Genomic DNA, 24,959 nt, shown 5'->3' with positions numbered 1-24,959 from the left:
ATTGCTGTATCTACGGCTTGTTTTAAACCCAACTGAATATCTTTAAAAATATGATTATTTTGATTAAATTCATTTTTAATATATTCCTTAATTTTCTTCATGATTTTATTTCTTTCATAATGATTATTAGCGTTTTCATATTCTTTTGCTATTTCTTGAATTGTTTCATCTAAATATAATTTTGCTTTAAAGAATTCAATGGGTAAACGATCTGCATTGTCTAATATTATGTGTTCATAATCACAATACAATTCTTTATCGGTATCAAAAAATATATTTTCTAATCTATCTATATATTTTGGCGGTTCCGGTTTTTGAGCAAATAAACCGTTGATTTTTTTACCTTTTTCACCTTTTCCCCATGCAGCAAAAAATCCAAAATTCCACTCTCTGCTATAAAAATCATTCTCGTTTTCATTTTTCTTTAAAAAACAGTATATATTATCATAAGATTGATCAACAAGACCTGTATCAAAGATAGCGTTACCATCTTTCTCAACGATTTTTCCATCAAGGTGAACTTTATAAAAAGTAAATCTTAAATATTGCTTGAGAATAAAATGCTTTCCATGTTCACCATTACCAGGCAAATCCCAGTTTTCTCCGCTTAATACCAAATCAAACAATTCATCTAATAAACTTTGCCAATTATCTACATAAATATATTTTTCAAATTCTCTTTCTGCAGATGTAAAACCAATTAAATTACACACCCACTTAGAATTCTTTTCTTGTTTACTTTTTTTAAAACAAGCGAATATGGGTGCTCCGTTATTATCTTTTATTTCTGTGTTAAATTCCATAAAATAAAAGGATTTATTATTATCTCGTATAATTATTTTTTTATTATTATATGCACTTATGTACCTATCGTTTAAAACTAATGCTAAATCTCTTGAATTAAAATTGTCTTCTTTTACCGTTGCTTTATTTAAAATAAAGAGTGATAAAATATCTCTTTCTTTAAGTGTTTCAATTATTTTATTAGGAATAATTACTTCTGAAATATTCAGAGATTTTGGTAACAAACTCCATAATACTTCATCTCGACTTGCAAGAGATTTGTCATCTATTTCTGTTAAAAATACATCTATTTTTTTGTCATCTTTCTTAATTAAATCTGTTATTTTAAATTTCTTTATATCATTCTGATTGTAATTTGAAATTGGATTATTCAATGCAGTTGTATATACTTTGGCAGTATAGCTTGGAGTAATGTTGACAAGTATATGGTCATATTTTATTTCTTTGATTGGAGCATAAATAATATCATTTTTATTATGTAATTCTGAAAATTTATTGATTTCTTTAACAATACTATTTATTTTTGGAAACCATGCTTTTATATAATGACATGTATTTTCATTTTGAGTAAAATTGTTATCAAGAGTAACCCAATAATAATTGTTTTCTTCAATATTCTTGTTTATATTTTTAGCCACAATAGTTGGTATAAAAAAGGATGAGTAATTATCAATACACATAAAAAAATAACCTTGATCTGATTTCTTTGTACATTTTGCATATGCGTATTCCCCAGGTTGATAGAAAAAATCAATATTTGGTTTACAAAACATATTTGTATTAGCATTTACATAATTCATAAAAATATCTCCTATTTATAAATATAATTATTATTAATTGCTTTATTTATTATATTATAACATTTATTGATAATTATTTCAATAGAACTTCACAAAATGTTGGTTATTGCTAAATTATAATAATTATAAAGATAATGAATGCACCCTGCAAAACTGCAAGGTGCACTCAAGTAATTTAACCGCCTTGTGGTATAAAGCCTGAGATAAAGACTATAAGCACGAGGATTGGCAATACATATTTTACATATGGTTTTATGAATTTTGGGAATTTTATGCCTGAGCCTTGGTTACATTCATTAAGATAATTGTCAAAGCCCCAACCGAATTTTGTGGAGCAGAAAAGGGAATACAGGAACGCACCCACAGGCAACAGCAGATTGCTGACAACAAAGTCCTCAATGTCGAGCACGCCTTTGCCAAAGATGTTGAAACCACTGAGAATATTAAATCCGAATATGCAAGGCAGACAACCGATAAGCATAATAATCGCATTTATAATAACCGCCTTTGTTCGGCTAAAATTAAACATATCAATGCTGAATGAAATCAGATTTTCAAATACAGCAATAACAGTTGAGAAGCACGCAAAGGTCATAAACATAAAGAAAAGTGTGCCCCAGATTCTGCCGCCCGCCATATTTACAAATACATTTGGAAGTGTAACAAAAATCAATGCAGGGCCTTGATCAGGCTCAACTCCGTATGAGAAACAGGCAGGGAAGATAATGAGTCCGGCGGTGATAGCCACAAAAGTATCAAGTACGCAGATTTTTATTGATTCGCTCGGCAAAGTTTTTTCTCTTGTCATATAACTGCCTAAAATCTCCATTGAGGCAATGCCGAGGCTAAGCGTAAAGAAAGCCTGACTCATTGCAGAGGTTATAATATGACCAATTCCAATGGAATTTACCTTGTCAAAATCAGGAACAAGATAAAACTTGACTCCCTCCATAGCTCCTGACAGCGTAAGGCTGTTTACTGCAAGTATGATAATCAAAGCAAGTAGTAAAATCATCATAACCTTGCTGACCTTTTCAATACCGTTCTGTATACCTTTACTGCACACGAAAAATCCGGCAATCGCCATTATTGCCATCCAGATTATCATTTCAGTAGGGTTTGACATCAGGTTTGAAAAAACATTACTCACCTGCTCTGAGGACATTCCGCTTTCAAATGTGCCTGTTGCAAATTTAAAAAAGTAGCTTAGCATCCAACCCGACACAGGTGTGTAATACATCATAAGCAGGTAGCAGCCGAGTATGCAGAACCAACCGTGAATGTGCCACTTGCTTTTTGGCTTTTCAAGTGCTTTGTATGCGAGTACGGCACTTTTTTTACTTGCTCTGCCGATAGCAAGCTCCATAGTAAGCACAGGTATGCCCATAATCACAAGGAACAGCAGATAAAGAAGTACAAAAATACCTCCGCCGTTCTGACCTGTTACAAATGGAAATCGCCATACATTGCCGATTCCGATTGCACAGCCTGCACTTACGAGAATAAACCCAAGCTTGGATTTAAAATTTTCTCTTTCCATAAATACTCTCCTAAAAGGCAATATACATTATAATTATATAAAATATCAATATAGCTTGTCAAGTGAAATAGAAATTTTGTAAATAAAACGATAATTATTCCTAATTTACTTGATTTTTCTAAATAATGTGATATAATATACTTAAATCAGTAATCATTATCAATTGCTGATTATGGGTATAGAAACTTTATTTTAGGGGGTAACATTATGGATAAAGTTAATTTAAGAAAAATTGCAGTAATAGGCTGCGGATTTGTTGGTTCAGCGTCTGCTTTTGCTTTGATGCAGAGCAAGCTTTTCTCGGAAATTGTGTTGATTGACGCCGACAAAGATAAGGCAGAGGGCGAGGCTATGGATATTAGCCATGGTATTCCTTTTGTGGGCAATATGAAAATCTATGCAGGCGACTATGATGATATAGTTGACGCAGCAATTATTGTAATTACTGCCGGTGCAGGTCAAAAGCCGGGCGAAACAAGACTTGACCTTGTACATAAAAATGTAGGAATTTTCAAGAGTATTATTCCGGAAATTGCAAAGAGAAATTGCCGAGGAATTTTGCTTGTTGTGGCAAACCCTGTGGATATTCTCACATACACAGCTATCAAACTTTCGGGTTTTGCAGAAAATCGTGTAATTGGTTCAGGTACTGTGCTTGATACCGCAAGACTTAAATGTCAGCTTGGTGAGCATTTGTCGGTTGACAGCCAGAGTGTTCACGCTTATATAATCGGTGAGCATGGCGACAGCGAGATTGCGGTTTGGAGCAGTGCCAATGTTTCGGGTATTCCGCTTGATGATTTCTGCGAGATGAGAGGACATTACAATCACGATGAGTCGCAGGAAAACATAGCTGAAAAGGTAAAGAACAGTGCATACGAAATCATTGCCAAAAAGCGTGCTACTTATTACGGTGTGGCAATGGCAGTAAAGAGGATTTGCGAGGCAATTATTCGTGACGAAAAGTCAATTCTTCCGATTTCTTCAATGATGCACGGCGAATTTGGAATAAACGATGTTGTACTCAGTATGCCGTCCATAGTAGGTGCAAACGGCATTGAAACCAAAGTACCTATTTCTCTGAGCGAAGAAGAGAAAGTCAATCTGAAAAAATCTGCCGATACTTTACGCAGTATTCTTGACGATTGCGAAATTTAATTAAAAGGTGGCTGAATTTCAGTCACCTTTCTACAAACTAAGCGGAGTGTATTTTTGTACACTCCGCTTTTTGTTACAGCAATATAATTGGTTCTGTTTTAAATGTTGGGGTAATGTTGATAAATTATGGTTTAGCAACGGTCGGGAAACTTTTGCTTAAATTAGCACAGACTTTATACTCGAAAATAAAAATTTGGTCAACCTTTTTCAAAGGTTGTGGGTGTGGGCAAAGCCCACAATATTTTAGCTAACACAAAGCTTTATAACTGCGATAGCAACACAAAAACCATTATTCTTTATAATTTACTAATGAAGTATTTCTTTTAAAAGGCTGTCGCCTGTTTTGTCAAACCTTGCCTCAGCACACAAACAGCCCGCTGTTTGTGCCTAATAAAAGGCAATGGAAACAGCTTTCTTGGGCGTTGCCCAAACCCACGAGCCTTTAAAAAGGCTCGACCTAAATTTTTTGTTATTTATGCGAAACTCTCTTCAAAACCATAATTTACCCCAACTATTGAAAAAAACATATAATTAATCAAAGAAACCAAGGCCACGCAGGGCATTGATAAAGCGTTTCATAAAGTCAAGCGAGGTTACAGGCCACTTAAAGCCCATTCTGTAAAGCACCTGCATTGTGTAAGCGTTGCTTTTGCCGACGGTAAAGGTTTTTTGACCATGAGCCATATTCTGATAAGCAATCATACTTGAGAGTATCTTTGCCTTTTCAGGATCTTGTTCGGCAAGCTCAAGTGCTTTTTCATAGTCCTCGGCTTCGGCAGGCTCTGAGTGAAGTCCCATTTTATCCATTTCAGCATAAAGGTCGCCCATAATTAATGTGTGGTTATTGAACGGGTGGAATACTACACATTCCTTTGGTGACTGTCCGAGCAAGAGGATTGCCTTTGCGACAAAGTCGATAGGCGAAAGCTCAAACGGCATTTCCATTGCCTCATACGGATACTTGCCGATGAGAAGTGTGGATTTAAGTCTGCCCATAAATGTGTTGGTGGTGAAGTTAATCTGATATTCACCGTCACTGTTTCTTGCGGAAAGTGTGCCTACACGCATAATCTTTGCGTTAAATCCCTTTGCAACTTCGCTGAGAATAGCTCTTTCGGCAAGGAACTTTGAGAGTGTATATTTTGAGCCTTCATGCTGACCAAAGTAAAGCTGATTTTCCTTAAGCTGCTTTACAGGACCCGGTTCACCGACATACATTCCGCCGACACTCATTGTTGAAACATGAATAAGTCGGGCATTTATCTGCTTGCAGAAGTCAAGCACATTGAGTGTGCCGTAGAGATTTACATCTTCAATATCTGTGCCCTTTGAGAAGTGTTTAACATTTGCGGCACAGTTAATTACAGTGTCAATGTCAAATTCTGAGAACTTGTCAAATGACTCACGACTTGTGACATCACCGCTGAGTACCACAACTCTGTCTGCATATCTTTCCTTTAGGCTTTCTTCGAAATAGTAGAAATACATAGAGTTTAAGCGGTTTTCAGCAGGGTTATTTTTCTTGTCACGAATCATACAATATACCTTGCTGTCATATTTATGCAAAAGCTCATAAAGAATATGAATACCGAGGAAGCCTGACGGGCCTGTGAGAAGCACATTGCCAAGGCTCTGTTTTTCACCGTTTTTGAAGCTTTCAATATTATTCTTTGCAAGAACTTTATCAATCTCCGAATAGTCAAATTTATCGAGATTTTCAAGGTCGTTTTGCTCAGTGTTTTCTTCCTTACTCACATATTTTGCGAGAGCCTGTGGGGTGGTGTTCTCAAAAATGTCGCTGTATGCAAGGTCAATGTTCTTTTTGCTTGCGGCAATTACTACTCGTGTTGCTGTGAGAGAAGTACCGCCAATGTCAAAGAAGCTGTCGTCGGCATAAACCTTGTCAAGCTCAAGGATTTCGGCAAACATATTGCAGAACATTCTTTCAAGCTCGTTTTTAGGTTCAGCCCCCTTTTCAGCTTTTGTGCTTGTCGGTTCAGGTAAAACCTTTGTATTTACCTTGCCGTTTGGTGTGAGCGGCATTTCGTCAAGCTGCATATAAGCCGTTGGCACCATATAATCGGTAAGGCTCTTTTTCAGTTCACCTTTGACAAACTCAATGTCAAGCGGTTTGTCGGCTGTGAAGTAAGCACATATAGCGTCTGCCTTGCCTACCTTTCTGATAAGAGCAATGGCACTCTTGATGCCATCAACCGATGTAAGGCACTTTTCAATTTCTCCAAGCTCAATTCTCAGACCTCTCAGCTTTACCTGATTGTCGGTTCTGCCAAGGATAATTACATCGCCGTCACTTGTCCATTTTGCGTAGTCGCCCGAACGGTAGGTGCGTTCACCCTTGAAGTCGATAAAGGCTTTCTTTGTCTGCTCCTCAAGCTTGTTGTAGCCGAGTGCAACACCGCAGCCTGAGATGAGAAGTTCACCTACAACGCCGACAGGAAGCAGGTTATTGTCGCAGTCTACAATGTATTCGGTGTAGTTCATAAGCGGTTTGCCTATGGTAATCTGCTCGGCGTGAGTAAGCTCTTTTGCGTTTGAGGAAACTGTAATTTCAGTTGGACCATAGGTGTTGATGATTCTTGCATTTGTCTTTTCTCGCAGTACATTCAAAAGCTTGTCAGGGTACTTTTCACCGCCGGAAAGGATAACCTTGCAGTTTGCCATTGCCTCGGCAAAATCGTCAAGCTCCATATACTGAAGAAGTCGTGACGGTGTAGCGTTGAACGCATCTACATTGTTTTCTTTAAAGAACCTTGCAAGTGACATCGGGTTTACGGTCTGCTCGTCACTTGCAAATACAAGTGTAAGTCCGTTGCAAAGCGAAAGCATAGTTTCTTTCAGCGACATATCAAATGAAATTGTAGTAACCGAGCCGTAAGCTTTGCAGTTGTCAACCACATATTTTACCTGAATATTTGCGTCACTGTAGGTAAGGTAGTTTGCAATGCCAATGTGTCTGAGCATAACACCCTTTGGTTTGCCGGTTGAGCCTGATGTGTAAATAAGATATGCAAGATCTTCAGGCTGAACATCAACATTAGGATTGCTGTCATTTTCAAAAGCAAGAAGTTTTGCCACATCTACAGTATTGCTGTATGTGTTCAAAAGTTCACCCTCTGTGATTACAAAGTCAGCGTTACTGTCCTCAATTATGCTGTCTATTCTTTCTTTTGGATAGTCAGGGCAGGTTGGAATAAACGCACCGCCTGCCTTTAAGATACCAAGTAAAGAAGTGAAAAATTTGGAAGTTCTTTCAAGCAGAATTACTACTCTGCCACCCTTTTTAAGTCCCATATCAATGAGTGCATTTGCTGTTTTGTTTGCAAGACGGTCAAGCTCTGAGTAGCTTAGCTTGCCGTCACAAGCTGAAATTGCAATGTTATCGGGAGCTTTTTGTACCTGCTGTTCAAACATTTTGTGCAAAAGCTTGTTTTTAACAGGTGCAATCATAGTAGATTTAAAGCCGTCAAGCTGTTTTATCTGCTCAGATGTGAGCATAGAAACTTCCCTGATTCTGCCGTTTGGATTTGAGATGATATTCTCGGCAACGCAGGCTACAGACTGTGCAAGTGTGTGCATAAGTTCCTTGCTGTAAAGTGCGTCATTGTACTGTACAATGACATATGGTTTGCCGTTTCTCTCCTCAATATGAACAGCGGTTTTGAATTTTGCTGTGTTCATATCAAGGTAATCACGCTCGATTTTGTTGCCGTTGATTACAAGGTCATCAACAACACCGAGCTGATATTCGTAAACAAAGCTTGGTGCATAGCCGTACTTGGCACAAAGCTGAGCATATGGGTAAATTTCATTTTCAATAGAGCCTGTGAAAACTTCTTTGCTTTTTTGCACAAATTCAAGCGAAGTAATGTCCTCAACCTCAATGCCGAGTGCAAGGGTTTTTACGAACATACCAAAGCAGTTGGTGAGCCGCATATCACTTCTGCCGTTGCTTATGGTGCTGAGATATACATTGCGGTTGTTTGTAAAGCGAGATACTGTGTAGAACACTGCGGCAAGGAAGAGGTGGGCAGGGGTAATGCCATGCTGTGAGCAGAATTTTTTATAAGGCTTGATGTCAAGCGGAATAAATTCTTCGGCAAGGCTGCCGTCCTCAAGCTTTCCTCTTAAATCGGCTGTAATTTCTGATGCAGACTCAAAATTCTTCATCATATTGTCAATGTACTTTTCAGCCTTTTTAAATTCCTCGCCGTTTTCGGCTGCAATTTCATTTTCTATATAGTCAAAATATGTGTAGGTTTCCGACTCAATGCTGCCACCCTCATAAAGAGCCTTTAACTGCTGTATAAACAAAGAAACTGATGCACCGTCAAAGACAATGTGGTGGAAGTCGGAGAGTAAGTAGATATTCTTTTCGGTTTCAACAATGCCTATTCTGAAAAGCGGTGCTTTAGCAAGATTGTGTGGTTTTACAAATTCCTTTTTAAAGCGTTTAAACTTATCTTCTGTAAGTGATACAACAGGAAAATCAGGCTCGGCATTGTCCACATACCTCTGTTCAACCTCGTTATTCTCGGTTGTGAGGCTTGTGTAGATGTATGGGTGTGCCTTTAGCACCTGTTTTACGCAGTCGGCAAGCTTGTTTGCGTCAAAACTCTTTGGGAATGTGAGAATTGACGGAATATTGTAAAGGGTGTTGTATGGATTTTTCATACAGTCAAGATATACGCCAAGCTGTGTTTTTGAGAGAGGGTAGAGGGCTTTGTGCTCCTTTTTCTTTTCCTCTGTCTGCGGCTTTCTTGTGGCAGCGGTGAGCATAAATTCCTGCAATTCGTCCTCAATAGACACAACCGAACAGCCTTTCATCATCTGCTTAACATTTGCCTCAAAGCCGAATGTCTTGTTAAGCTCAACTGCAAGTTTAATGATAGAAAGTGAGGTCATACCTGCATTGATAAGGTTTTCGGATATGTCAAGTTCATTGTGACCGAGAATCTTTTCTACAATTCCAGAAATTTTCTTTTCAAGGAAGGTAAGCTTTCTTGCTGTGCTTTCCTTTTTAGCCTTTACAGGTGCGGTGATTTCGGGAAGCTTGCGTTTGTCAACCTTGCCGTTTACATTCAGCGGAATTTTATCAATCTGCATAGATGCGGCAGGCACAATATAAGGCGGTTTACGCTCTGCGATAAATTCGTTAAGCTTTGAGATTTCTATTTTTCTGTCGGCAACAAAGTATGCGTTAATGCACATACCGCCGCCCTCAAGCTTTTTGGCAATAACAGTAGCATTTGTAATGCCATCGTACTCACGAATAACCTTTTCAACCTCGGAAAGCTCAATACGGAAGCCTCTGATTTTAACCTGACCGTCATTTCTGCCGATAAAGTCAATTCTGCCATCAGGTATAAAGCGAACAATATCGCCTGTGTGATACATTCTTTCGTAGCCGTGCTTGTAGTCAAACGGGTTTTTTTGATATACCTTTTCTGTTTGTTCAGGACGGTTGAGGTATCCTCTCGATACCTGTCTGCCCGATGCACAAAGCTCACCCAACGCACCGGCAGGAAGTCGTCTGCCGTATTTATCAATTACATAAAGCTTGATATTATCAAGCGGATAGCCTACAGGCACTCTGTCGTAGTATTTGTCAACATCTTGCGATGTGATGTAAACGGTACACTCTGTAGGGCCGTAGCCGTTTACAAGAATTAAATTCTTTGGCGGCTCAAGAGGAACAAGCTTTTCACCGCCTGTTAAGAGGTATTTGAGCGAGTGGTTTTCAATTTCAGTAGCAAACTGCCTTGCAACCTGTGTTGTCATAAAGGCAATGTAAATGTTGTTGTCCTCAAAATATTTGTTAAGCTTTACAAGGTCAAGCCTTATGTCCTCTTCAATAATGTGAACGGTAGCACCGCATACCAAAGCAGGGTACATCTCGCTGAGGCAGGCATCAAAGCCGTAGCTTGCGTATGCCGATACTGCCTGCCCTCACAAAGTCCGAATTTTCTTATATGAAAATTGCAGAATGAACTGATGTTCTTATGCTCAAGCATAGCACCCTTTGGCACACCTGTAGAGCCTGAGGTGTAGATGAGAATAAATAAATCATCAAGCTGTGGCTTTGCAATTTCAGCGTTTGATTGTGGAAGTGACGGAATATTCTTTGTAAGAAGAATATCACCCTTGTAGTCCGGCAAAAGTTCGAGCAGGCTCTCGTCTGCAATGAGTAATTTTGCATCTGCATCTTTTACCATAAAGGCAAGTCTTTCAGGTGGGTAAGACGGGTCAAGCGGTTGATATGCCGCACCGCTTTTTAAAATACCGATTGACGCAATCGGCATATACTCGCATCTTGGTATGAGTACCGACACTACATCGCCCTTGCCAATACCTTTACTACTTAGATAACCTGCAATTCTGTCTGTAATATCGTCAACCTGTGCATATGTAAATGACTTTTCTTTATATACAACCGCAACATTGTCAGGAGTTTTCTTTGCCTGCTCTCTGAACAAATCAATCACAGTTTTTGTATCATCAAATTCAGCCTCTGTAGCGTTGAATTTATCAAGCTGTGCTTTCTGTTCGTCAGACAAAAGGTCAATGTCACAAAGTCTTTCTTTATGTAAAAATTCATCAATAAGCTTAAAATAGGTTTCAGCAAAGGAACGGATAGTTTCTTCCCTGTAAAGGTCACTGCGGTATTCAAAACGGATTTCGTAGTGATCCTTGTGTTTAAACACCATAAGATTGAGTTTTGCAATAGAATTGCCTTGTGAAATGAAATTAAAGTCAAGCTTCTTGTTGTCAATAACAACTTCGTTGAAAATATCCGACTGGTAAACAATCATAGAATCATTTGCAATTTCGTGTTCACCGGCAAGCTTTACAAACGGGTAAATATCGTTTTTGATTGCTGATTTAAGACTTTTCCTGGCTGTGAAAAGATAGCTTGCTATGGTTTCATTTTCGTCAAATTTCTTGTATAAAGGTATTGTGTGTACCATCATACCAACTGTGTTTGCCATAAGCTTGCTTACTCTGCCGTGGGTAACTGTGCACACAAGGGTTTCGTCAAGACCTGTGAATTTTGCAAGTGCATATTGATACACAGCCACAAAGAATGTGCCCGGACTTGACTTTACCTTTCGTGTGAAAGCGTCCACCTCGTCGGGAGTATAGGCATATTTTTCGTTTGATTTCATTACGATAACACTGCTTGGTTTAGTATTGTCCTCAGGCTTTTCGGCAAAGTCCTCTGTAAGAGTTGTTTTTACATCTACGCCCGACAAAACGCTGTCAAAGTATTCCTTTGACTTTTTGTAGTCATCGGTAGTTTCAAGAATTTCCTCGAAACTTGAAAGCTGAAACATTGTAACATCTTCCGGAGCAAGCTCTTTTCCCTCATATGCAAGAGCAATATCCTTGCCGAGCACTGCAATAGATGTGCCGTCAGATACAAGGTGGTGCATATCAATAAGCAGGTAGCAGTCATCACCGCACTCTGCAAAGCAAATCGTTTTCAAGGTCAAACGGCTGAACGAAATTGCTTAATACCTCGTCAATATTATCGGTCTTAATTTCCTTGACCTCAAAGTTGAAATCATCTCTTAATTTCATAACCGGATTGCCGTTTGATGAAACAAACTTAGCCTTTAAACCGATGTGATTGTCAACTGCTTTTTTAACAGCGTCAATAAGTCTTTGCTTGTCAAAGTCGTTTTTCTTAAATTTGTAGTAGTACGGAATGTTGTACATGGTACCCTGTGGATTTTGCAGACAGGCAAGGTAAAGTCCCATCTGCACAGGAGTAAGCGGATATTCGTCTTTTTTATCGGCGGTTGCCTTAATTAATATCTCGTCAATATTTTTCATAATAAACTCCTTACATTTTTATTATGGTGCGGTTGAAGCCCAATTCTCTTGAATATTCAACGCTCTTTGAAATTGCACGAACTACGGAAAGCGGATTAAGCTGTGAGTCGTTTTCTGAATCGAGTGTGGGGTTGAACTCATCACCGTTATCTCTGATAGAAACTATGGTTTCATTTTTGTCCATTATAATTCTTATGTCAATGTCGGCATCCTTACGCTTGTTTTCCATTCTTTCGGCGGCATTGACTGCCATTTCTTCAACGGCTACGGCTAACCTGTTGGCAAGCAGTTTGTCAAAGCCGTTTGCGTCAAGGAATGTAGTGAGGTAGAGGGAAACACCTGCGGCATTTTCCTTTGTGCCTTTGAATGAAAGCGAAAGCACTTCATTGCTCTCCGATTGCTCAAGCAGGTAGAAATTCTTGTATTTGCCCTTTGATTTTTTTATGATTACAAGATCAATAAAAAATACAATAACAAGTGTGCCAATCTGTGTTGCCACAAGTGAAAGCCACACACCTGTAATTCCAAAGAAATGTGAAAGAATAAGTGCGGACGGAATCAGCACACCGATTCCGTTAAGAATTGAAATTGTGGTTGAAATTGCTCTTTTCTGTGTAGCCATATAATAGTAAAGCAACAGGAAAGAGAATGAAAGTCCCGTAAACGACAGTGCGTTTATTCGCAAAGCAGGAATAGTGTTTGCAATGTCGCTTGCTGAAGTGATACCAAAGAATTTTATGATCATCTCGGGAGCGGCACAGATAAACAATGTAATAACTATACTTGAAACAGCAAGCACCTTTGCGGCTCTTAAAAACGCATAGCGAACGCCGTCATAGTCATTTTCGCCAAGGCATACACCTATAATCGGAATCATAGTCTGACTTGCACCTGTGATGAACATTGACATAAATATCTGACTCTGTGAGCATACCGAGTATGAAACCATACCGGCGTTGCCGGCAAGACTCTGAATGAGTGTGTTTAAAAACAGCATTTTAACTGTAATAAGCATTGTGCCAAGTGCACCGGAAAGTCCGATTGTCACCATATTGCCAACAAAACTGAAAAAATGACCTATGTTTTTTAAGATAGAAAAATCAAAGTGCAGGGTGCTTTTCTTGGTGATGAAGTGGGTTGACATCATAATAAATCCGACCGCATAGCCTGTCATTGTGGCAATGGAAGAGCCTGCTATGCCCATTTTGAACGCACCCATAAACACAAAGTCCAAAATAAGATTTACTACATTTGCTACTATAATAATGTTTGAAGCAAACTGCGGTCTTGCGTCTGCCCTCACAAAATGAATTGCACTTAGTAAAATCAGATAAATAGGACTGCCTATAAGAAAAGGCAGATAATACTGAAAAAGCAGGGTGTGCAGTTCACTATCCTTTGTAAGCAGAGAGCAGATAGAATTTGCAAGCGGCAACTGAATTGCAATAAGCAAAAGGCTTAGTGCAAGAAGCACTACAAAGGCTGATGTGAACACCCAATTTGCCTGCTTTGCGTCACGCTTGCCCTTTAAGAAAGAAACTATTGATGACGCACCAAGGCCGAACAGAATGGTGAGTGAAAAGTAAAGCTGAGAGATTGGCGAAAACAGGCTGATTGCCGCAAGTGCATTTTTGCCAAGCAGGTTGCCGGCAATAATTGAGTCAACAATCATTGCAATGTTTGTTGCCATTGCCGTAAGAACAGTCGGTAAAAAATATTCTGTGTATTTTTTGTTGACGGTAACGGCGTTTCTGTCAAGTGTGGTACTGCTCATTGTGCCACCGCCTTATGCTGTTTCAATGTCCATATAGTCGGCAAGCCCTGTCATAGAAAACAGCTCCATAATGCCGCTGTTTACATTTATAATTTTAAGCTTGCTGTTCTGGTTTTTGAGAGCTTTGTAAAGAGAAAGAATAACTCTAAGCCCCGAACTTGAAATATACTCAAGGTCATGCATATTTAAAATTACATTTTCCGTATCTTCAAAGGAAGTGTTCTTGATTTCATCTTCAAGCTGAGGAGAAGTAAGTGTATCAAGCCTTCCGCTGAGGGTAAAGATTACATTCTGATTACTTATTGCTTTATTAATTTCCATAATTAGAACCTCCGAAAATTATAATAATTTATATATGTATATCAACTTTAATATTATATCATCTTCTTAGCAATAAATTAACAAATTACGAGCCTAAAAATTTTTATTTTTTAGCAAAATAACGGCAAATTTGTCCCGCTTTTGTCATAGTCAATATGTTATGGGAAAAGCATATATTTATATATAACAACAAAAAAATACAAGTCTGCTTTTTTGGCAGACTTGTAAAAAATATATTATAAATCATTTTGCAGGTTTAAGAGAATAAAGTGGTTTTTGTGGTAGTCAATGATTTTATCGGCTTTCATCTTACTCAGTTCTTTTGACAGGGCACTTCTGTCGAGGTTTAAGTATTCCGCCATTTGCTGGCGATCAAATGGAATTTCAAAATCTGTGGCATCCGCCCTCATTGATTCTTCCGAAAGATAGGCAAGCACCCTTGTGCGGATTGCCTTTGGCGAGGTGCAAAAAATTCTGCGGGAAAGTGCGAGGTTTTTCTGAGAGGAGAGCATAAGGAGATTATTCATAAATTTCGGATACCACAAATTTTTGCTGTTCTCGGGATTGAGCAATTTTTTTAGATTTACAAAAAGCACCTCACAGCATTCGGCACATACCACATCAACCATCATCGGTGCATGGCAAAGGGCATAGGTTTCGGCAAAAATCTCGCCCTCATTTGCGTAGCCGATTATGCTCTTGTTACCTAAGAAATCAATGTTTTCTATAATCACATTGCCCGACAGCACAATGCCAAATTCATCTATAACATCACCCATATTAAAAATGTAAGAGCTTTTGGCAAAGATTCGCTTTTTCATATACTTGCTCTTGTTCATAAGAGTGATTTCCTGTTCGGTCATATTTTTGAAAAGGAATATATCAGAAATTTTCATAAAAGCCTCATTTCGTTGCTATAACCACATAATTTGTTTTTTTATTATATTATAATAAGCTTGCAAAATCAATACGGAGGTATATTATGATAAGAAGAATTATTCATATAGATGAAGAAAAATGTAACGGCTGCGGTGCGTGTGCAAATGCTTGCCACGAGGGTGCTATCGGAATGGTGAACGGCAAGGCTAAGCTTTTGCGTGACGACTACTGCGACGGACTCGGCGACTGCCTGCCGACATGCCCCACAGGTGCAATCAACTTTGTAGAACGAGAGGCAGCGGCATATGACGAGGAGGCAGTAAAGGCGAATATACGTAAAAAAGCTCAGAAACAGCCTGTAAGCGGTTGCCCGGGACATAGGGTACAGACCTTTGCAAGAGAGAGTGAGAGTGTGTTTGACAATGTAAAAATGCCGTCACAGCTCGGTCAGTGGCCTTGTCAGATAAAGCTTGTACCGGAGAACGCACCATACTTTGACGGTGCAAAGCTGCTTATTGCAGCCGATTGTACAGCTTATGCCTATGCTCAGCTGCATAATGATTTTATGCGTGGCAAAATTACACTCATTGGCTGTCCTAAGCTTGACGATGTAGATTACAGCGAAAAGCTTGAAAGGATAATATCAAACAATAATATATGGAGCGTTACCGTTGTGCGTATGGAAGTGCCTTGCTGCGGAGGACTCGAGTTTGCAGTTAAAAAAGCCTTGCAGAACAGCGGAAAATTTATCCCATGGCAGGTTGTCACAATTTCTATTGACGGTAAAATTCTTGATTAAATCTTAATTATTGTTAAGCTTTTATATCGGTAAACAAAAATTTCCCGATACAACCGAATATACCAAAAATAAATTGGCACAATATTTTCAAGGACTGCCCAATCGGACAGCCCTTGAATTTAATTACTCAGCTTGCGTTTTTAATCTGTAATCTTAGCTTATCAGAAATCATTGCTATAAATTCACTGTTGGTTGGCTTGCCTCTGTCGTTGTGGATTGTGTAGCCAAAGTAGGAATTAAGCACATCAACATCACCTCTGTCCCAGGCAACCTCAATAGCATGGCGGATTGCTCGTTCTACTCTTGAAGATGTGGTTTCATACTTTTTTGCTACAGACGGGTATAACTGCTTTGTAACTGCATTGATAATTTCAGGATGCTCTACCGACATAATGATAGAATCCCTTAAATAATGGTAGCCCTTGATGTGAGCAGGTACGCCGATTTCGTGCAGAATTTCGGTTACCTTAAGCTCAATGCCGAATGCGTCAAACATAACCGGATTGCCGATAAAGCTTTCCTTACTGCGTTTTGTCATATTTACAATATTCTGGCAAAGCTCAGAAATATCGTACGGCTTCAGCACAAAGTATGACGCACCCGAGTTCATTACCTGCTGTTCGAGGATTGCGTTGTGGAATGAAGAGAATACTATAAAAAGCGGTGCTTTCAGCTTATCTCTCCTTACACTTCGCATAACTCCGATTGCATCAAGCCTTGTCATAAATGAGTCCATCAGAACAACATCAGGCTGTTCTGCTTTGATACGACCGAGCAGTTCTTCTCCGTCCTTTGCACAAAAGGCAGTGGAGATGTTGTAGCTCTCCATTATATTACTGCTCTCCTGTGAAAAGTCAGAGGCTTCCTCTGTAATGATGAGTTTGATTGCTTTTTCCATTGATTATTTCCCCCAGTAATTTTTCTGTGAGATTATATTACCATAAAATGGTAAATTTGGCAATAGTTTCCAAGCAAAAATTTTCAATAAATCAGAAATTTTTTTTGGTTAAAATAATTAACTGCCAAAATCTTACGGAAAAAGCTAAATTATTCATAATTCCTCATCATATTTCCAATATATATGCCGTATCCCTCATCAGGTGAATTTACAAATACATGGGTTACCGCACCGATAAGCTTTCCATCCTGCACAATCGGACTTCCGCTCATACCCTGAACTATACCCCCTGTCTTACTCAAAAGTTCTTCGTCGGTAACTTTAAGATTGAAACTTTCATTTGCGTTTCCATTATGGTTCACTCTTGTAATTTCAATGCTGTAGGCTTTTGGCGAGTCACCATCAACTGTGGTGTAAACTGTAGCCTCACCTTTTTTTATTTCGCTAAAGTCGGCAACCTGAAGCTTTTGTTTGTTTTCTGTCAAAGAATTATCAAAAGTGCCATAAATGCCAATGTCGCAGTTGTTGGTTATATTACCTATAATTCTGTCAGAGAAATATCCGTTCAGACTGCCGGGTGAACCGCTTGTGCTTTTGGTAACACTGCTTATCTGTGCCACCACCGCCTCACCTGTGGCAAGTGGCATAAGCTTTGCGGTGTCACAGTCGCAAATGCCGTGACCAAGACCGGCAAAGTAAGCCTTGTCGCTGTCATAATAGGTTACTGTGCCGATGCCTGCACTGCTGTCACGCACCCACGCACCGATAAGGTAAGTGCCTGCCATATTTTTTACAGGCGTAATCTGCTTTGTAAGCGTTTTACCGTCACGCTCAAGGGTTACCTCAAGTGTGTTGCCGTCTGAGCCTGTGGTAATTTCTCTCAGTATTTCGTTGCTTGTAATCTCTGTGCCGTTAATTTCCTTTATGACGTCGCTTTCCTTAAGACCTGCATTTTTTGCGGGACATACATATTTATTACCGCAGTAGTAGCTTTCAAGATTTACAATCATAACTCCGTCTGCATACATTTTCAGACCAAACGGCTCACCGCCCATATACACATACTTTGGCAGTTCACCGCTGTTGCAAGGAATAGCGGTGGCAGAAATGGAAATAATAGCAGTCAGGGCAACTGATAAAAAATTTTTAAAAAAATTCAAAAAATCACCCTCTTTCCGTTGCCATTCTTAGTGTTAGCATTTATAATATAAGAAAACGGCATTTTTTAATATTAAAAAAATTGTTGGAAGAAAGAAGCTTATTTTTACGGAAAATGAGTTAGAAATGCTATAATTTTTAAAATTTTTTAATATTTACATTGAAAGGATATAAAATGGAAAGAAATTATAAGGGCCTTACTTCGCAAGAGGTAGCACAAAGAGTGAATGAGGGTAAGATAAATATTACTTCAAACCTCAAAACCAAGTCTATTGGAAGAATTTTCCGAGATAATATCTGCACGCTTTTTAACGCAATCAATGTTGTGTTGCTTGTGGCACTTGCGTTTGTCGGTTCTTACAAGAATATGCTTTTTATAGGCATTATGATTGCCAACACCACCATTGGTATTGTACAGGAAATCCGCTCAAAGAAAAGCGTTGATAAGCTTACTATATTGTCGGAAAAGAAAGTAACAGTTGTGCGTGACGGCAAAGAAGTTGAAATAAGCAGGGAAGAAATTGTGCAGGACGATTTAATTGTGCTGTCGAGAGGCTCACAAATTCCTGCCGACTGCATTGTGTGTGACGGTGAATGTAAGGTAAACGAAAGCCTGCTTACGGGTGAGTCTGACCTTATAGAAAAGAAAAGCGGAGATGAATTGCTTTCGGGTAGCTTTATAAGCCTTGGTAAATGCTACGCAAGGGCAAACAAGGTTGGTTCTGAGTGCTATGCCGCCAAAATTAACAACGAGGCAAAGTACATAAAGAAAATTAACTCGGAAATTTTGCGTTCTTTCAATCTTATAATCAAGATTTGTACCTTTATCCTTTTCCCTGTGGGTATTGCATTTTTTATCAGACAGTTTGGTATAAATGACGGCAATTTGCAGGCAACAGTAGTAAGCACCGTTGCCGCCCTGCTTGGTATGATTCCAAAGGGTATGATTTTGCTTACAAGTTCTGTGCTTGCTGTTTCTATTATAAGACTTTCACGCAAAAGTGTGCTTGTACAGGAAATGTACTGCATAGAAACCCTTGCAAGGGTAGATGTGCTCTGTCTTGATAAGACGGGTACGCTCACTACCGATGAGATGAATGTTACTGATATTATTACTTTAAAGAATAATAACGAGATAAAAACGGCACTTTCATCTATCGCACATTTTTCAGTGGACAAGAACGCAACCTTGCTTGCAATAGAGAAATATGTTGACGGTGAAAAGTATGTGGGCTGTAAAAAGTTTTATCCGTTCTCGTCAGAAACCAAATGGTCGGGCGGTGACTTTGAAAACGGAAAGTCCTATGTAATCGGTGCGGCAGAGTTTATATTTAAGGATAAGCAGAAGTATAGAGAGGTTTTTGATGTTATCGAAAAAATCAAAGATACTGTAAGAATTATTGTGCTTGCATCTGCCGATACCTCACTTGCAAACGGTTTGCCGGCAGACCTTACACCGCTTGCTGTGGTGCTTATAAAAGACAAACTTCGTGAAAATGTAAATGATACTATAAATTACTTTAAAGAACAGGGTGTGGCACTCAAGGTTATATCCGGTGACAGTGTAAAGACTGTGCAGAACATTGCCAAGGATACAGGTATTTCGGGTGCGGAAAACGCTGTGGATATGACAACTGTCAAAACCGAGGAAGAACTTGAGAGAGTAGCCGAGGAATGCAGCGTATTCGGCAGAGTAACACCTCAGCAGAAGAAACAGCTTGTGCTTGCACTCAAAAAGAACGGTCACTCTGTTGCTATGACAGGTGACGGCGTAAACGATGTTCTTGCACTCAAAGAGGCTGACTGCTCAATCGCAATGGCGGCAGGCAGTGATGCCGCAAGAAATGTTTCTCAGCTTGTGCTTGTCAATAATGACTTTGCCTCAATGCCGGGTGTTGTGGCAGAGGGCAGACGAACAATCAACAATCTTGAGCGTAGCTCGGCTTTGTATATTGTAAAAACAATTTACACCATTGTGCTGTCTGTATTCTTTATTTTTTTCCAAATGCCATATCCGTTCGAGCCAATCCACTTCTCACTTGTGGGAGCGTTAACAGTAGGCTTGCCGTCATTCGTGCTTGCTCTACAGCCTAACAAAAACAGAATAAAAGGCAACTTTACCTACAATATAATAGCAAGGGCAATACCTGCGGCATTCTGTACCATACTTAATATAATAGGTATGGCAATCATCGCAAAGTTCACCACCCTTGCACCTGACGAATACTCTACAATTTGCGTATATATGACAGCTTTGTGTGCGTATATGCTCATTTTAAGGCTTTCATATCCTTTCAATGCACTGAGAATTGCTATGCTTATTGTGTCATTTGTCGGCATTGTGCTTGGCTGTGTTTTATTTGCAGGCTTTTTCTCACTTGTATGGCTCTCACTTGACGGACTAATCCTATTCGGCTTACTTTCTGCATTCACAATAGTACTGTTCAATTTGCTCTACAATTACGCAGAAAAACTCATAGAAAAGAATAAGAATAAGTATAAATAAAAAGAAGTTGTTGGTATGAAAATCAAATTGCCTGTTGATGTAAGAATGATAATTAACAAAATTGAAAAAGCCGGTTTTTCGGCTTATGCTGTGGGTGGCTGTGTGCGTGACTCTCTGCTTCAAAAAGAGCCTCAGGACTGGGACATTTGCACCAATGCTTTGCCTAATGATATTCTTATAATTTTTGCCGATTTTCATACCTTTGATGCCGGAATAAAGCATGGTACAGTGTCGGTGGTGGTAAACTCTGTTGTGTATGAAATTACTACCTTCCGCATTGACGGCGAATATTTCGACAATCGCCACCCGGAAAAGGTTGAGTTCACCGATGATTTAGTCACTGATTTGTCACGCAGAGATTTTACTGTGAACGCTATGGCTTATAGTGAGAGGACAGGACTTGTTGACCCTTTTGACGGTGCGTATGACCTTGAGCTTATGGCTATTCGCTGTGTGGGCAATCCCGTACAGCGTTTCAACGAGGACGCATTGCGTATTATGAGGGCATTGCGTTTTGCCTCCTGCTACAATATGGCGATTGAAAAGCATACCGCCAATGCTGTTTTTGAGTGTCGAAAGCTATTACATAACATCGCCACTGAGCGTATTACAACCGAGTTCAACAAGCTTGTCTGCGGTGAAAGCTGTGAGTACATTCTCAGAAGATTCCGTGATGTGTTTGCCCAGTTTTTGCCTGAAATTACAATTATGTTCGGTTACGAACAGCATAATATACATCACAACAAAACTCTCTGGAGGCACACCACCTGTGCTATGACTAACATTGCCCCTGAACCGCTTTTGCGTGTTACCATGCTTTTGCACGATTTAGGCAAGCCGATGGCTTGTAAGCGTGACCCTGACGGCACTGCTCATTTTAAGGGACATCAAAAATTCAGTGCGGTTATGGCTGAGCAAATTCTTGAGAGAATGAAGTATCCACGGGAATTTATTGACGACTGCGTAACGCTGATTACCTATCACGATGTGCGTTTTACGGGCGATAAGCCGCAAATCAGGCGGCTTATGAACAAGATTGGTGAGGAAAATTTTCGCCGACTTTTAAAGGTACAGTATGCCGATATGCTGGCTCAGTCTATGTACAAGCGTGACGAAAAGCTACGCAATTACAAACTTACTTGCAAGGCATTTGATGAAATTGTTAGGGAAAAGGACTGTTTTACTCTTAAACAGCTTGAAATCGACGGTCACGATTTAATCAAAATGGGCATTACAGACGGCAGGCAGATAGGCTGTACGCTCAAAAAATTACTTAGCTTAGTAATGGATGACAGACTCGAAAACACAAACTCTGCTCTTATGCAAAAAGCAAGAGAGCTTAATAATCTCTAACTGCAATATAAGTTTGATCTCTTTCACATTTACGGCTCGGTTTGACTGAGCCTTTTGTTTTGTCGGTTCTGTTTTAAATGTTTGGGTGATATTAATAAATTATTGTTTAGCAGAGAGCTTTGGATAATTAACATAAAATTTAGGTCGAGCCTTTTTAAAGGCTCGTGGGTTTGGGCAACGCCCAAGAAAAGTTGTTTTTATATCATTCTATTGGGCACAAACAGCAACGCTGTTTGTGTGCTAAAGCAAAGTTTGACAAAACAGGCGACAGCCTTAAAAAAGAAATACTTCATTAAAAAATAATAAAGAAAAATGGCTTTTTGTGTTGCTGTCGCAGTTATAAGGTTTTCGCCGTTGCGTTCAAGCCGCCAAACAGCCTGCTGTTTGGCTATCGAAGCTTTGCGTAAGGGAAAAGTATTTGTGGGCTTTGCCCACACCCACAACCTTTGAAAAAGGTTGACCAAATTTTTATTTTCGAGTATAAAGTCTGTGCTAATTCAAGAAAAAGTTTCCCGACCGTTGCTAAACCATAATTTATAAATGTTACCCCAACAGATAAAACAGAGCCTGTTTTATCTGTAAATTAATGTCTGTAAATCTGAAAAATAAACCGAAAAGCGTGGTGATTTATATTTTATTGTAAAAAATAATTACATATTAGAATAATAGAAAGGGAAAGTTTTGATATAATGAAAGTAAAATTAATCGGAAAACGGAGGTATTTTCAATATGTTAAGTGATATTGAAATCGCTCAGGCTGCGACCTTGCTCCCAATCAAAGAGGTTGCCGCACAAATCGGAATTAAAGAGGATGAACTTGAATTTTACGGCAAGTACAAGGCAAAGCTTTCAGATGACCTTGCAAAGCGTCTTGAAAGCGAACCTGACGGCAAGCTTATTCTTGTTACAGCTATCAACCCAACACCGGCAGGTGAGGGTAAAACTACTACTTCCGCAGGTCTTGGTCAGGCTATGGCTAAGATTGGCAAAAAGGCTGTTATAGCACTTAGAGAGCCATCTCTTGGCCCTGTATTTGGCATAAAGGGCGGTGCTGCAGGCGGCGGATACGCTCAGGTACTTCCTATGGAGGACATCAACCTCCACTTCACAGGTGATATGCACGCTATTACATCTGCAAATAACCTTTGCTGTGCAATGCTTGACAACCACATTCAGCAGGGCAATGTTCTCGGAATTGACCCTCGTCAGATTCTCATCAAGAGATGTCTTGATATGAACGACAGAGCGTTAAGAAACATTGTTGTAGGTCTTGGCGGCAGAGTAAACGGTATTCCTCGTGAGGATCATTTCATTATCACAGTTGCCTCAGAGGTTATGGCTATTCTTTGCCTTGCAGATGATATTTCTGACTTAAAGAAAAGACTTGGCAATATTCTTATTGCTTACACATACGCAGGCGAGCCTGTATTTGCAAAGGACATAAAGGCTGACGGTGCTATGACTGCTCTTCTTAAAGACGCTATCAAGCCAAACCTCGTTCAGACTCTTGAGGGTACTCCGGCTATTATGCACGGTGGCCCGTTTGCAAACATTGCTCACGGCTGTAACAGCGTTCGTGCTACTAAGCTTGCATTAAAGCTTGGCGATTACTGTATTACAGAGGCAGGCTTCGGCTCAGACCTTGGTGCTGAAAAATTCTTTGATATCAAGTGCAGATATGCAGGACTCAAGCCGTCTGCCGTAGTTATTGTTGCTACCTGCCGTGCACTCAAGTATAACGGTGGTGTGCCAAAGGCAGAGGTTTCTCAGGAAAACCTTGAGGCACTCAAAAACGGTATTGAAAACCTTGGTGTTCACATTGACAATATGAGAAAGTACGGTGTGCCTGTAGTTGTTGCAATCAACCAGTTCGGCACAGATACAAAGGAAGAACTTGAGTTTATCGAGAGCTACTGTAAGTCTAAGGGTGCAGACTTTGCCCTTTCAAATGTATTTTCTAAGGGCGGCGAAGGCGGCGTTGAGCTTGCAAAGAAGGTAGTAGAAGCTTGTGAACAGCCGTCAGACTTTGCTCCGCTTTACGCTGACGACCTTACTATTAAAGAAAAGGTTGACAAGATTGCAAAGACAATCTATGGTGCTTCAAGAGTGAACTATACAAAGGCTGCCGAAAAGGCATTAAAGCAGATTCAGGCTCTTGGCGGTGACAAACTCCCTGTCTGCGTTGCTAAAACTCAGTATTCACTTTCTGACGATCCAACACTTCTCGGTGCTCCAAAGGATTTTGAAATCACAGTTAAAAACCTTACACTTTCAAACGGTGCAGGCTTTGTGGTAGTATATACAGGTGACATTATGACAATGCCGGGTCTTCCGAAAGTTCCGTCAGCAGAGAAGATTGATGTTACACCGGAAGGCAAGATTAACGGTTTATTCTAATGATTACTGTAAATACACATAACGCACAGGAAACCGAGGCACTCGGTGCAAAAATTGCCGAAAAGCTGTGCGGTACAGAGGTAATAGCTCTTTTTGGCGGTCTTGGTATGGGCAAGACTGCCTTTACAAGAGGGCTTGCGAGTGCTTTGGGTGCAGGAGAAAATGTTTCAAGCCCTACATTTGCTCTTGTCAATGAATATTCCGGCAAGTACAATATTTTTCACTTTGATATGTACAGGGTAAACAGTTGGGACGATTTGTATTCCACAGGCTTTTTTGACTATATTGACAATGGTATAATTATCATTGAGTGGAGTGAAAATATTGAGGAGGCTTTGCCTGCTGATTGCATTAAAATCAGAATAAGCAAGGGCGAAAATGACGATGACAGAATTTTTGAAATTGAAGGTGTTACTCTGCAATGAAAATTCTTGCAATAGATACAAGTGCCACAGCTGCCTCAGCCGCACTTTGTGATGAAAACAAAATTATCGGTGAGTTTTTTATAAACACTAAGCTTACCCACAGCAGAACTCTTATGCCTATGGTGGAAAGTCTGCTTGCAAATACAAATGTGCAGACCTCGGACATTACAGCCGTTGCCGTAAATTGCGGTCCAGGTTCATTTACAGGCGTAAGAATAGGCGTTGCTGCGGCAAAGGGACTTGCTTTTGCTGACGATTTGCCTTGTATTGAGGTGTCAACACTTGAAAGCCTT

Annotated in this window: 17 protein-coding genes; 7 read left to right on the top strand and 10 right to left on the bottom strand. The window is 39.6% G+C overall.

The genetic code is table 11. The features are described 5' to 3' along the window. On the bottom strand, nucleotides 1-1,604 hold a 1,604-nt coding region (locus tag ACJMMI_RS02195; protein WP_405353086.1), incomplete at its 3' end, for a DUF3825 domain-containing protein. A 175-nt stretch (nucleotides 1,605-1,779) separates the two neighbouring features. Continuing rightward, entirely contained in the window at nucleotides 1,780-3,144 is a 1,365-nt protein-coding gene (locus tag ACJMMI_RS02190; protein ID WP_405353085.1) for a sodium-dependent transporter, read from the bottom strand. Between the two features lie 207 nt (nucleotides 3,145-3,351). Between ACJMMI_RS02190 and ACJMMI_RS02185 the strand changes: the two genes are divergently transcribed. Continuing rightward, nucleotides 3,352-4,302, top strand: a complete 951-nt coding sequence (locus ACJMMI_RS02185) for an L-lactate dehydrogenase (protein ID WP_405353083.1) — start codon at nucleotides 3,352-3,354, stop codon at nucleotides 4,300-4,302. A 531-nt stretch (nucleotides 4,303-4,833) separates the two neighbouring features. Here ACJMMI_RS02185 and ACJMMI_RS02180 read toward each other — a convergent pair. The 6 genes from ACJMMI_RS02180 to ACJMMI_RS02155 form a co-directional block, all read right to left on the bottom strand. Further along, on the bottom strand, nucleotides 4,834-10,203 hold the full coding sequence (locus tag ACJMMI_RS02180) for an amino acid adenylation domain-containing protein (RefSeq protein ID WP_405353081.1): 5,370 nt from the start codon (nucleotides 10,201-10,203) through the stop codon (nucleotides 4,834-4,836). After that, nucleotides 10,161-11,807: an AMP-binding protein gene (locus ACJMMI_RS02175; protein WP_405353080.1), complete on the bottom strand. Its 1,647-nt coding sequence runs from the start codon at nucleotides 11,805-11,807 to the stop codon at nucleotides 10,161-10,163. Before ACJMMI_RS02175 ends, ACJMMI_RS02180 begins: the two co-directional genes overlap by 43 nt. Continuing rightward, nucleotides 11,776-12,156 carry a condensation domain-containing protein gene (locus ACJMMI_RS02170; RefSeq protein WP_405353078.1) on the bottom strand — a complete coding sequence of 127 codons (381 nt, stop codon included), beginning with the start codon at nucleotides 12,154-12,156 and terminating at the stop codon, nucleotides 11,776-11,778. Before ACJMMI_RS02170 ends, ACJMMI_RS02175 begins: the two co-directional genes overlap by 32 nt. Before the next feature lie 10 nt (nucleotides 12,157-12,166). Further along, nucleotides 12,167-13,930, bottom strand: a complete 1,764-nt coding sequence (locus tag ACJMMI_RS02165) for an MATE family efflux transporter (RefSeq protein ID WP_405353077.1) — start codon at nucleotides 13,928-13,930, stop codon at nucleotides 12,167-12,169. Between the two features lie 12 nt (nucleotides 13,931-13,942). Next, nucleotides 13,943-14,251: an STAS domain-containing protein gene (locus tag ACJMMI_RS02160; protein ID WP_405353075.1), complete on the bottom strand. Its 309-nt coding sequence runs from the start codon at nucleotides 14,249-14,251 to the stop codon at nucleotides 13,943-13,945. A gap of 236 nt (nucleotides 14,252-14,487) precedes the next feature. Beyond that, nucleotides 14,488-15,147, bottom strand: coding sequence for a Crp/Fnr family transcriptional regulator (locus ACJMMI_RS02155; RefSeq protein ID WP_405353074.1), 660 nt, complete (start codon nucleotides 15,145-15,147; stop codon nucleotides 14,488-14,490). A gap of 86 nt (nucleotides 15,148-15,233) precedes the next feature. On the opposite strand from ACJMMI_RS02155, the gene ACJMMI_RS02150 reads away from it, so the two are divergent. Further along, complete coding sequence (locus ACJMMI_RS02150; protein ID WP_405353072.1) at nucleotides 15,234-15,929, top strand: 4Fe-4S dicluster domain-containing protein; 696 nt, start codon at nucleotides 15,234-15,236, stop codon at nucleotides 15,927-15,929. Nucleotides 15,930-16,056: 127 nt separating this feature from the next. On the opposite strand, the gene spo0A is transcribed toward ACJMMI_RS02150, so the two are convergent. Continuing rightward, nucleotides 16,057-16,827 (bottom strand): sporulation transcription factor Spo0A, encoded by a 771-nt coding sequence (gene spo0A / locus ACJMMI_RS02145; protein ID WP_405353070.1) that lies wholly within the window; start codon nucleotides 16,825-16,827, stop codon nucleotides 16,057-16,059. 149 nt (nucleotides 16,828-16,976) lie between these two features. Continuing rightward, nucleotides 16,977-17,987: a SpoIVB peptidase gene (spoIVB, locus tag ACJMMI_RS02140; RefSeq protein WP_405353068.1), complete on the bottom strand. Its 1,011-nt coding sequence runs from the start codon at nucleotides 17,985-17,987 to the stop codon at nucleotides 16,977-16,979. Nucleotides 17,988-18,160: 173 nt separating this feature from the next. Between spoIVB and ACJMMI_RS02135 the strand changes: the two genes are divergently transcribed. The 5 genes from ACJMMI_RS02135 to tsaB form a co-directional block, all read left to right on the top strand. Then, nucleotides 18,161-20,491 (top strand): HAD-IC family P-type ATPase, encoded by a 2,331-nt coding sequence (locus ACJMMI_RS02135; RefSeq protein WP_405353066.1) that lies wholly within the window; start codon nucleotides 18,161-18,163, stop codon nucleotides 20,489-20,491. Nucleotides 20,492-20,506: 15 nt separating this feature from the next. Beyond that, nucleotides 20,507-21,844 carry a CCA tRNA nucleotidyltransferase gene (locus ACJMMI_RS02130; protein WP_405353065.1) on the top strand — a complete coding sequence of 446 codons (1,338 nt, stop codon included), beginning with the start codon at nucleotides 20,507-20,509 and terminating at the stop codon, nucleotides 21,842-21,844. A 729-nt stretch (nucleotides 21,845-22,573) separates the two neighbouring features. Then, nucleotides 22,574-24,241, top strand: a complete 1,668-nt coding sequence (locus ACJMMI_RS02125) for a formate--tetrahydrofolate ligase (protein ID WP_405353063.1) — start codon at nucleotides 22,574-22,576, stop codon at nucleotides 24,239-24,241. Further along, nucleotides 24,241-24,666: a tRNA (adenosine(37)-N6)-threonylcarbamoyltransferase complex ATPase subunit type 1 TsaE gene (tsaE, locus tag ACJMMI_RS02120; RefSeq protein ID WP_405353061.1), complete on the top strand. Its 426-nt coding sequence runs from the start codon at nucleotides 24,241-24,243 to the stop codon at nucleotides 24,664-24,666. Before ACJMMI_RS02125 ends, tsaE begins: the two co-directional genes overlap by 1 nt. Beyond that, a partial coding sequence (gene tsaB / locus ACJMMI_RS02115; protein ID WP_405353059.1) for a tRNA (adenosine(37)-N6)-threonylcarbamoyltransferase complex dimerization subunit type 1 TsaB occupies nucleotides 24,663-24,959 on the top strand: 297 nt, incomplete at its 3' end. The genes tsaE and tsaB, both read left to right, overlap by 4 nt.

The sequence above is a fragment of the Ruminococcus sp. genome (assembly GCF_045129435.1).
In the GTDB taxonomy this organism is placed as follows: Bacteria; Bacillota; Clostridia; order Oscillospirales; family Acutalibacteraceae; genus Ruminococcoides.
This window is presented reverse-complemented; position numbering and strand designations above follow the sequence as displayed.

Excerpts from the sequence above, each read along its gene's own strand:
- ACJMMI_RS02190 (WP_405353085.1), bottom strand. The coding sequence starts at position 3,144 with ATGGAAAGAGAAAATTTTAAATCCAAGCTTGGGTTTATTCTCGTAAGT.
- ACJMMI_RS02185 (WP_405353083.1), top strand. The coding sequence starts at position 3,352 with ATGGATAAAGTTAATTTAAGAAAAATTGCAGTAATAGGCTGCGGATTT.
- ACJMMI_RS02170 (WP_405353078.1), bottom strand. The coding sequence starts at position 12,156 with ATGAAAAATATTGACGAGATATTAATTAAGGCAACCGCCGATAAAAAA.
- ACJMMI_RS02165 (WP_405353077.1), bottom strand. The coding sequence starts at position 13,930 with ATGAGCAGTACCACACTTGACAGAAACGCCGTTACCGTCAACAAAAAA.
- ACJMMI_RS02160 (WP_405353075.1), bottom strand. The coding sequence starts at position 14,251 with ATGGAAATTAATAAAGCAATAAGTAATCAGAATGTAATCTTTACCCTC.
- ACJMMI_RS02155 (WP_405353074.1), bottom strand. The coding sequence starts at position 15,147 with ATGAAAATTTCTGATATATTCCTTTTCAAAAATATGACCGAACAGGAA.
- ACJMMI_RS02150 (WP_405353072.1), top strand. The coding sequence starts at position 15,234 with ATGATAAGAAGAATTATTCATATAGATGAAGAAAAATGTAACGGCTGC.
- spo0A (WP_405353070.1), bottom strand. The coding sequence starts at position 16,827 with ATGGAAAAAGCAATCAAACTCATCATTACAGAGGAAGCCTCTGACTTT.
- ACJMMI_RS02135 (WP_405353066.1), top strand. The coding sequence starts at position 18,161 with ATGGAAAGAAATTATAAGGGCCTTACTTCGCAAGAGGTAGCACAAAGA.
- ACJMMI_RS02130 (WP_405353065.1), top strand. The coding sequence starts at position 20,507 with ATGAAAATCAAATTGCCTGTTGATGTAAGAATGATAATTAACAAAATT.
- ACJMMI_RS02125 (WP_405353063.1), top strand. The coding sequence starts at position 22,574 with ATGTTAAGTGATATTGAAATCGCTCAGGCTGCGACCTTGCTCCCAATC.
- tsaE (WP_405353061.1), top strand. The coding sequence starts at position 24,241 with ATGATTACTGTAAATACACATAACGCACAGGAAACCGAGGCACTCGGT.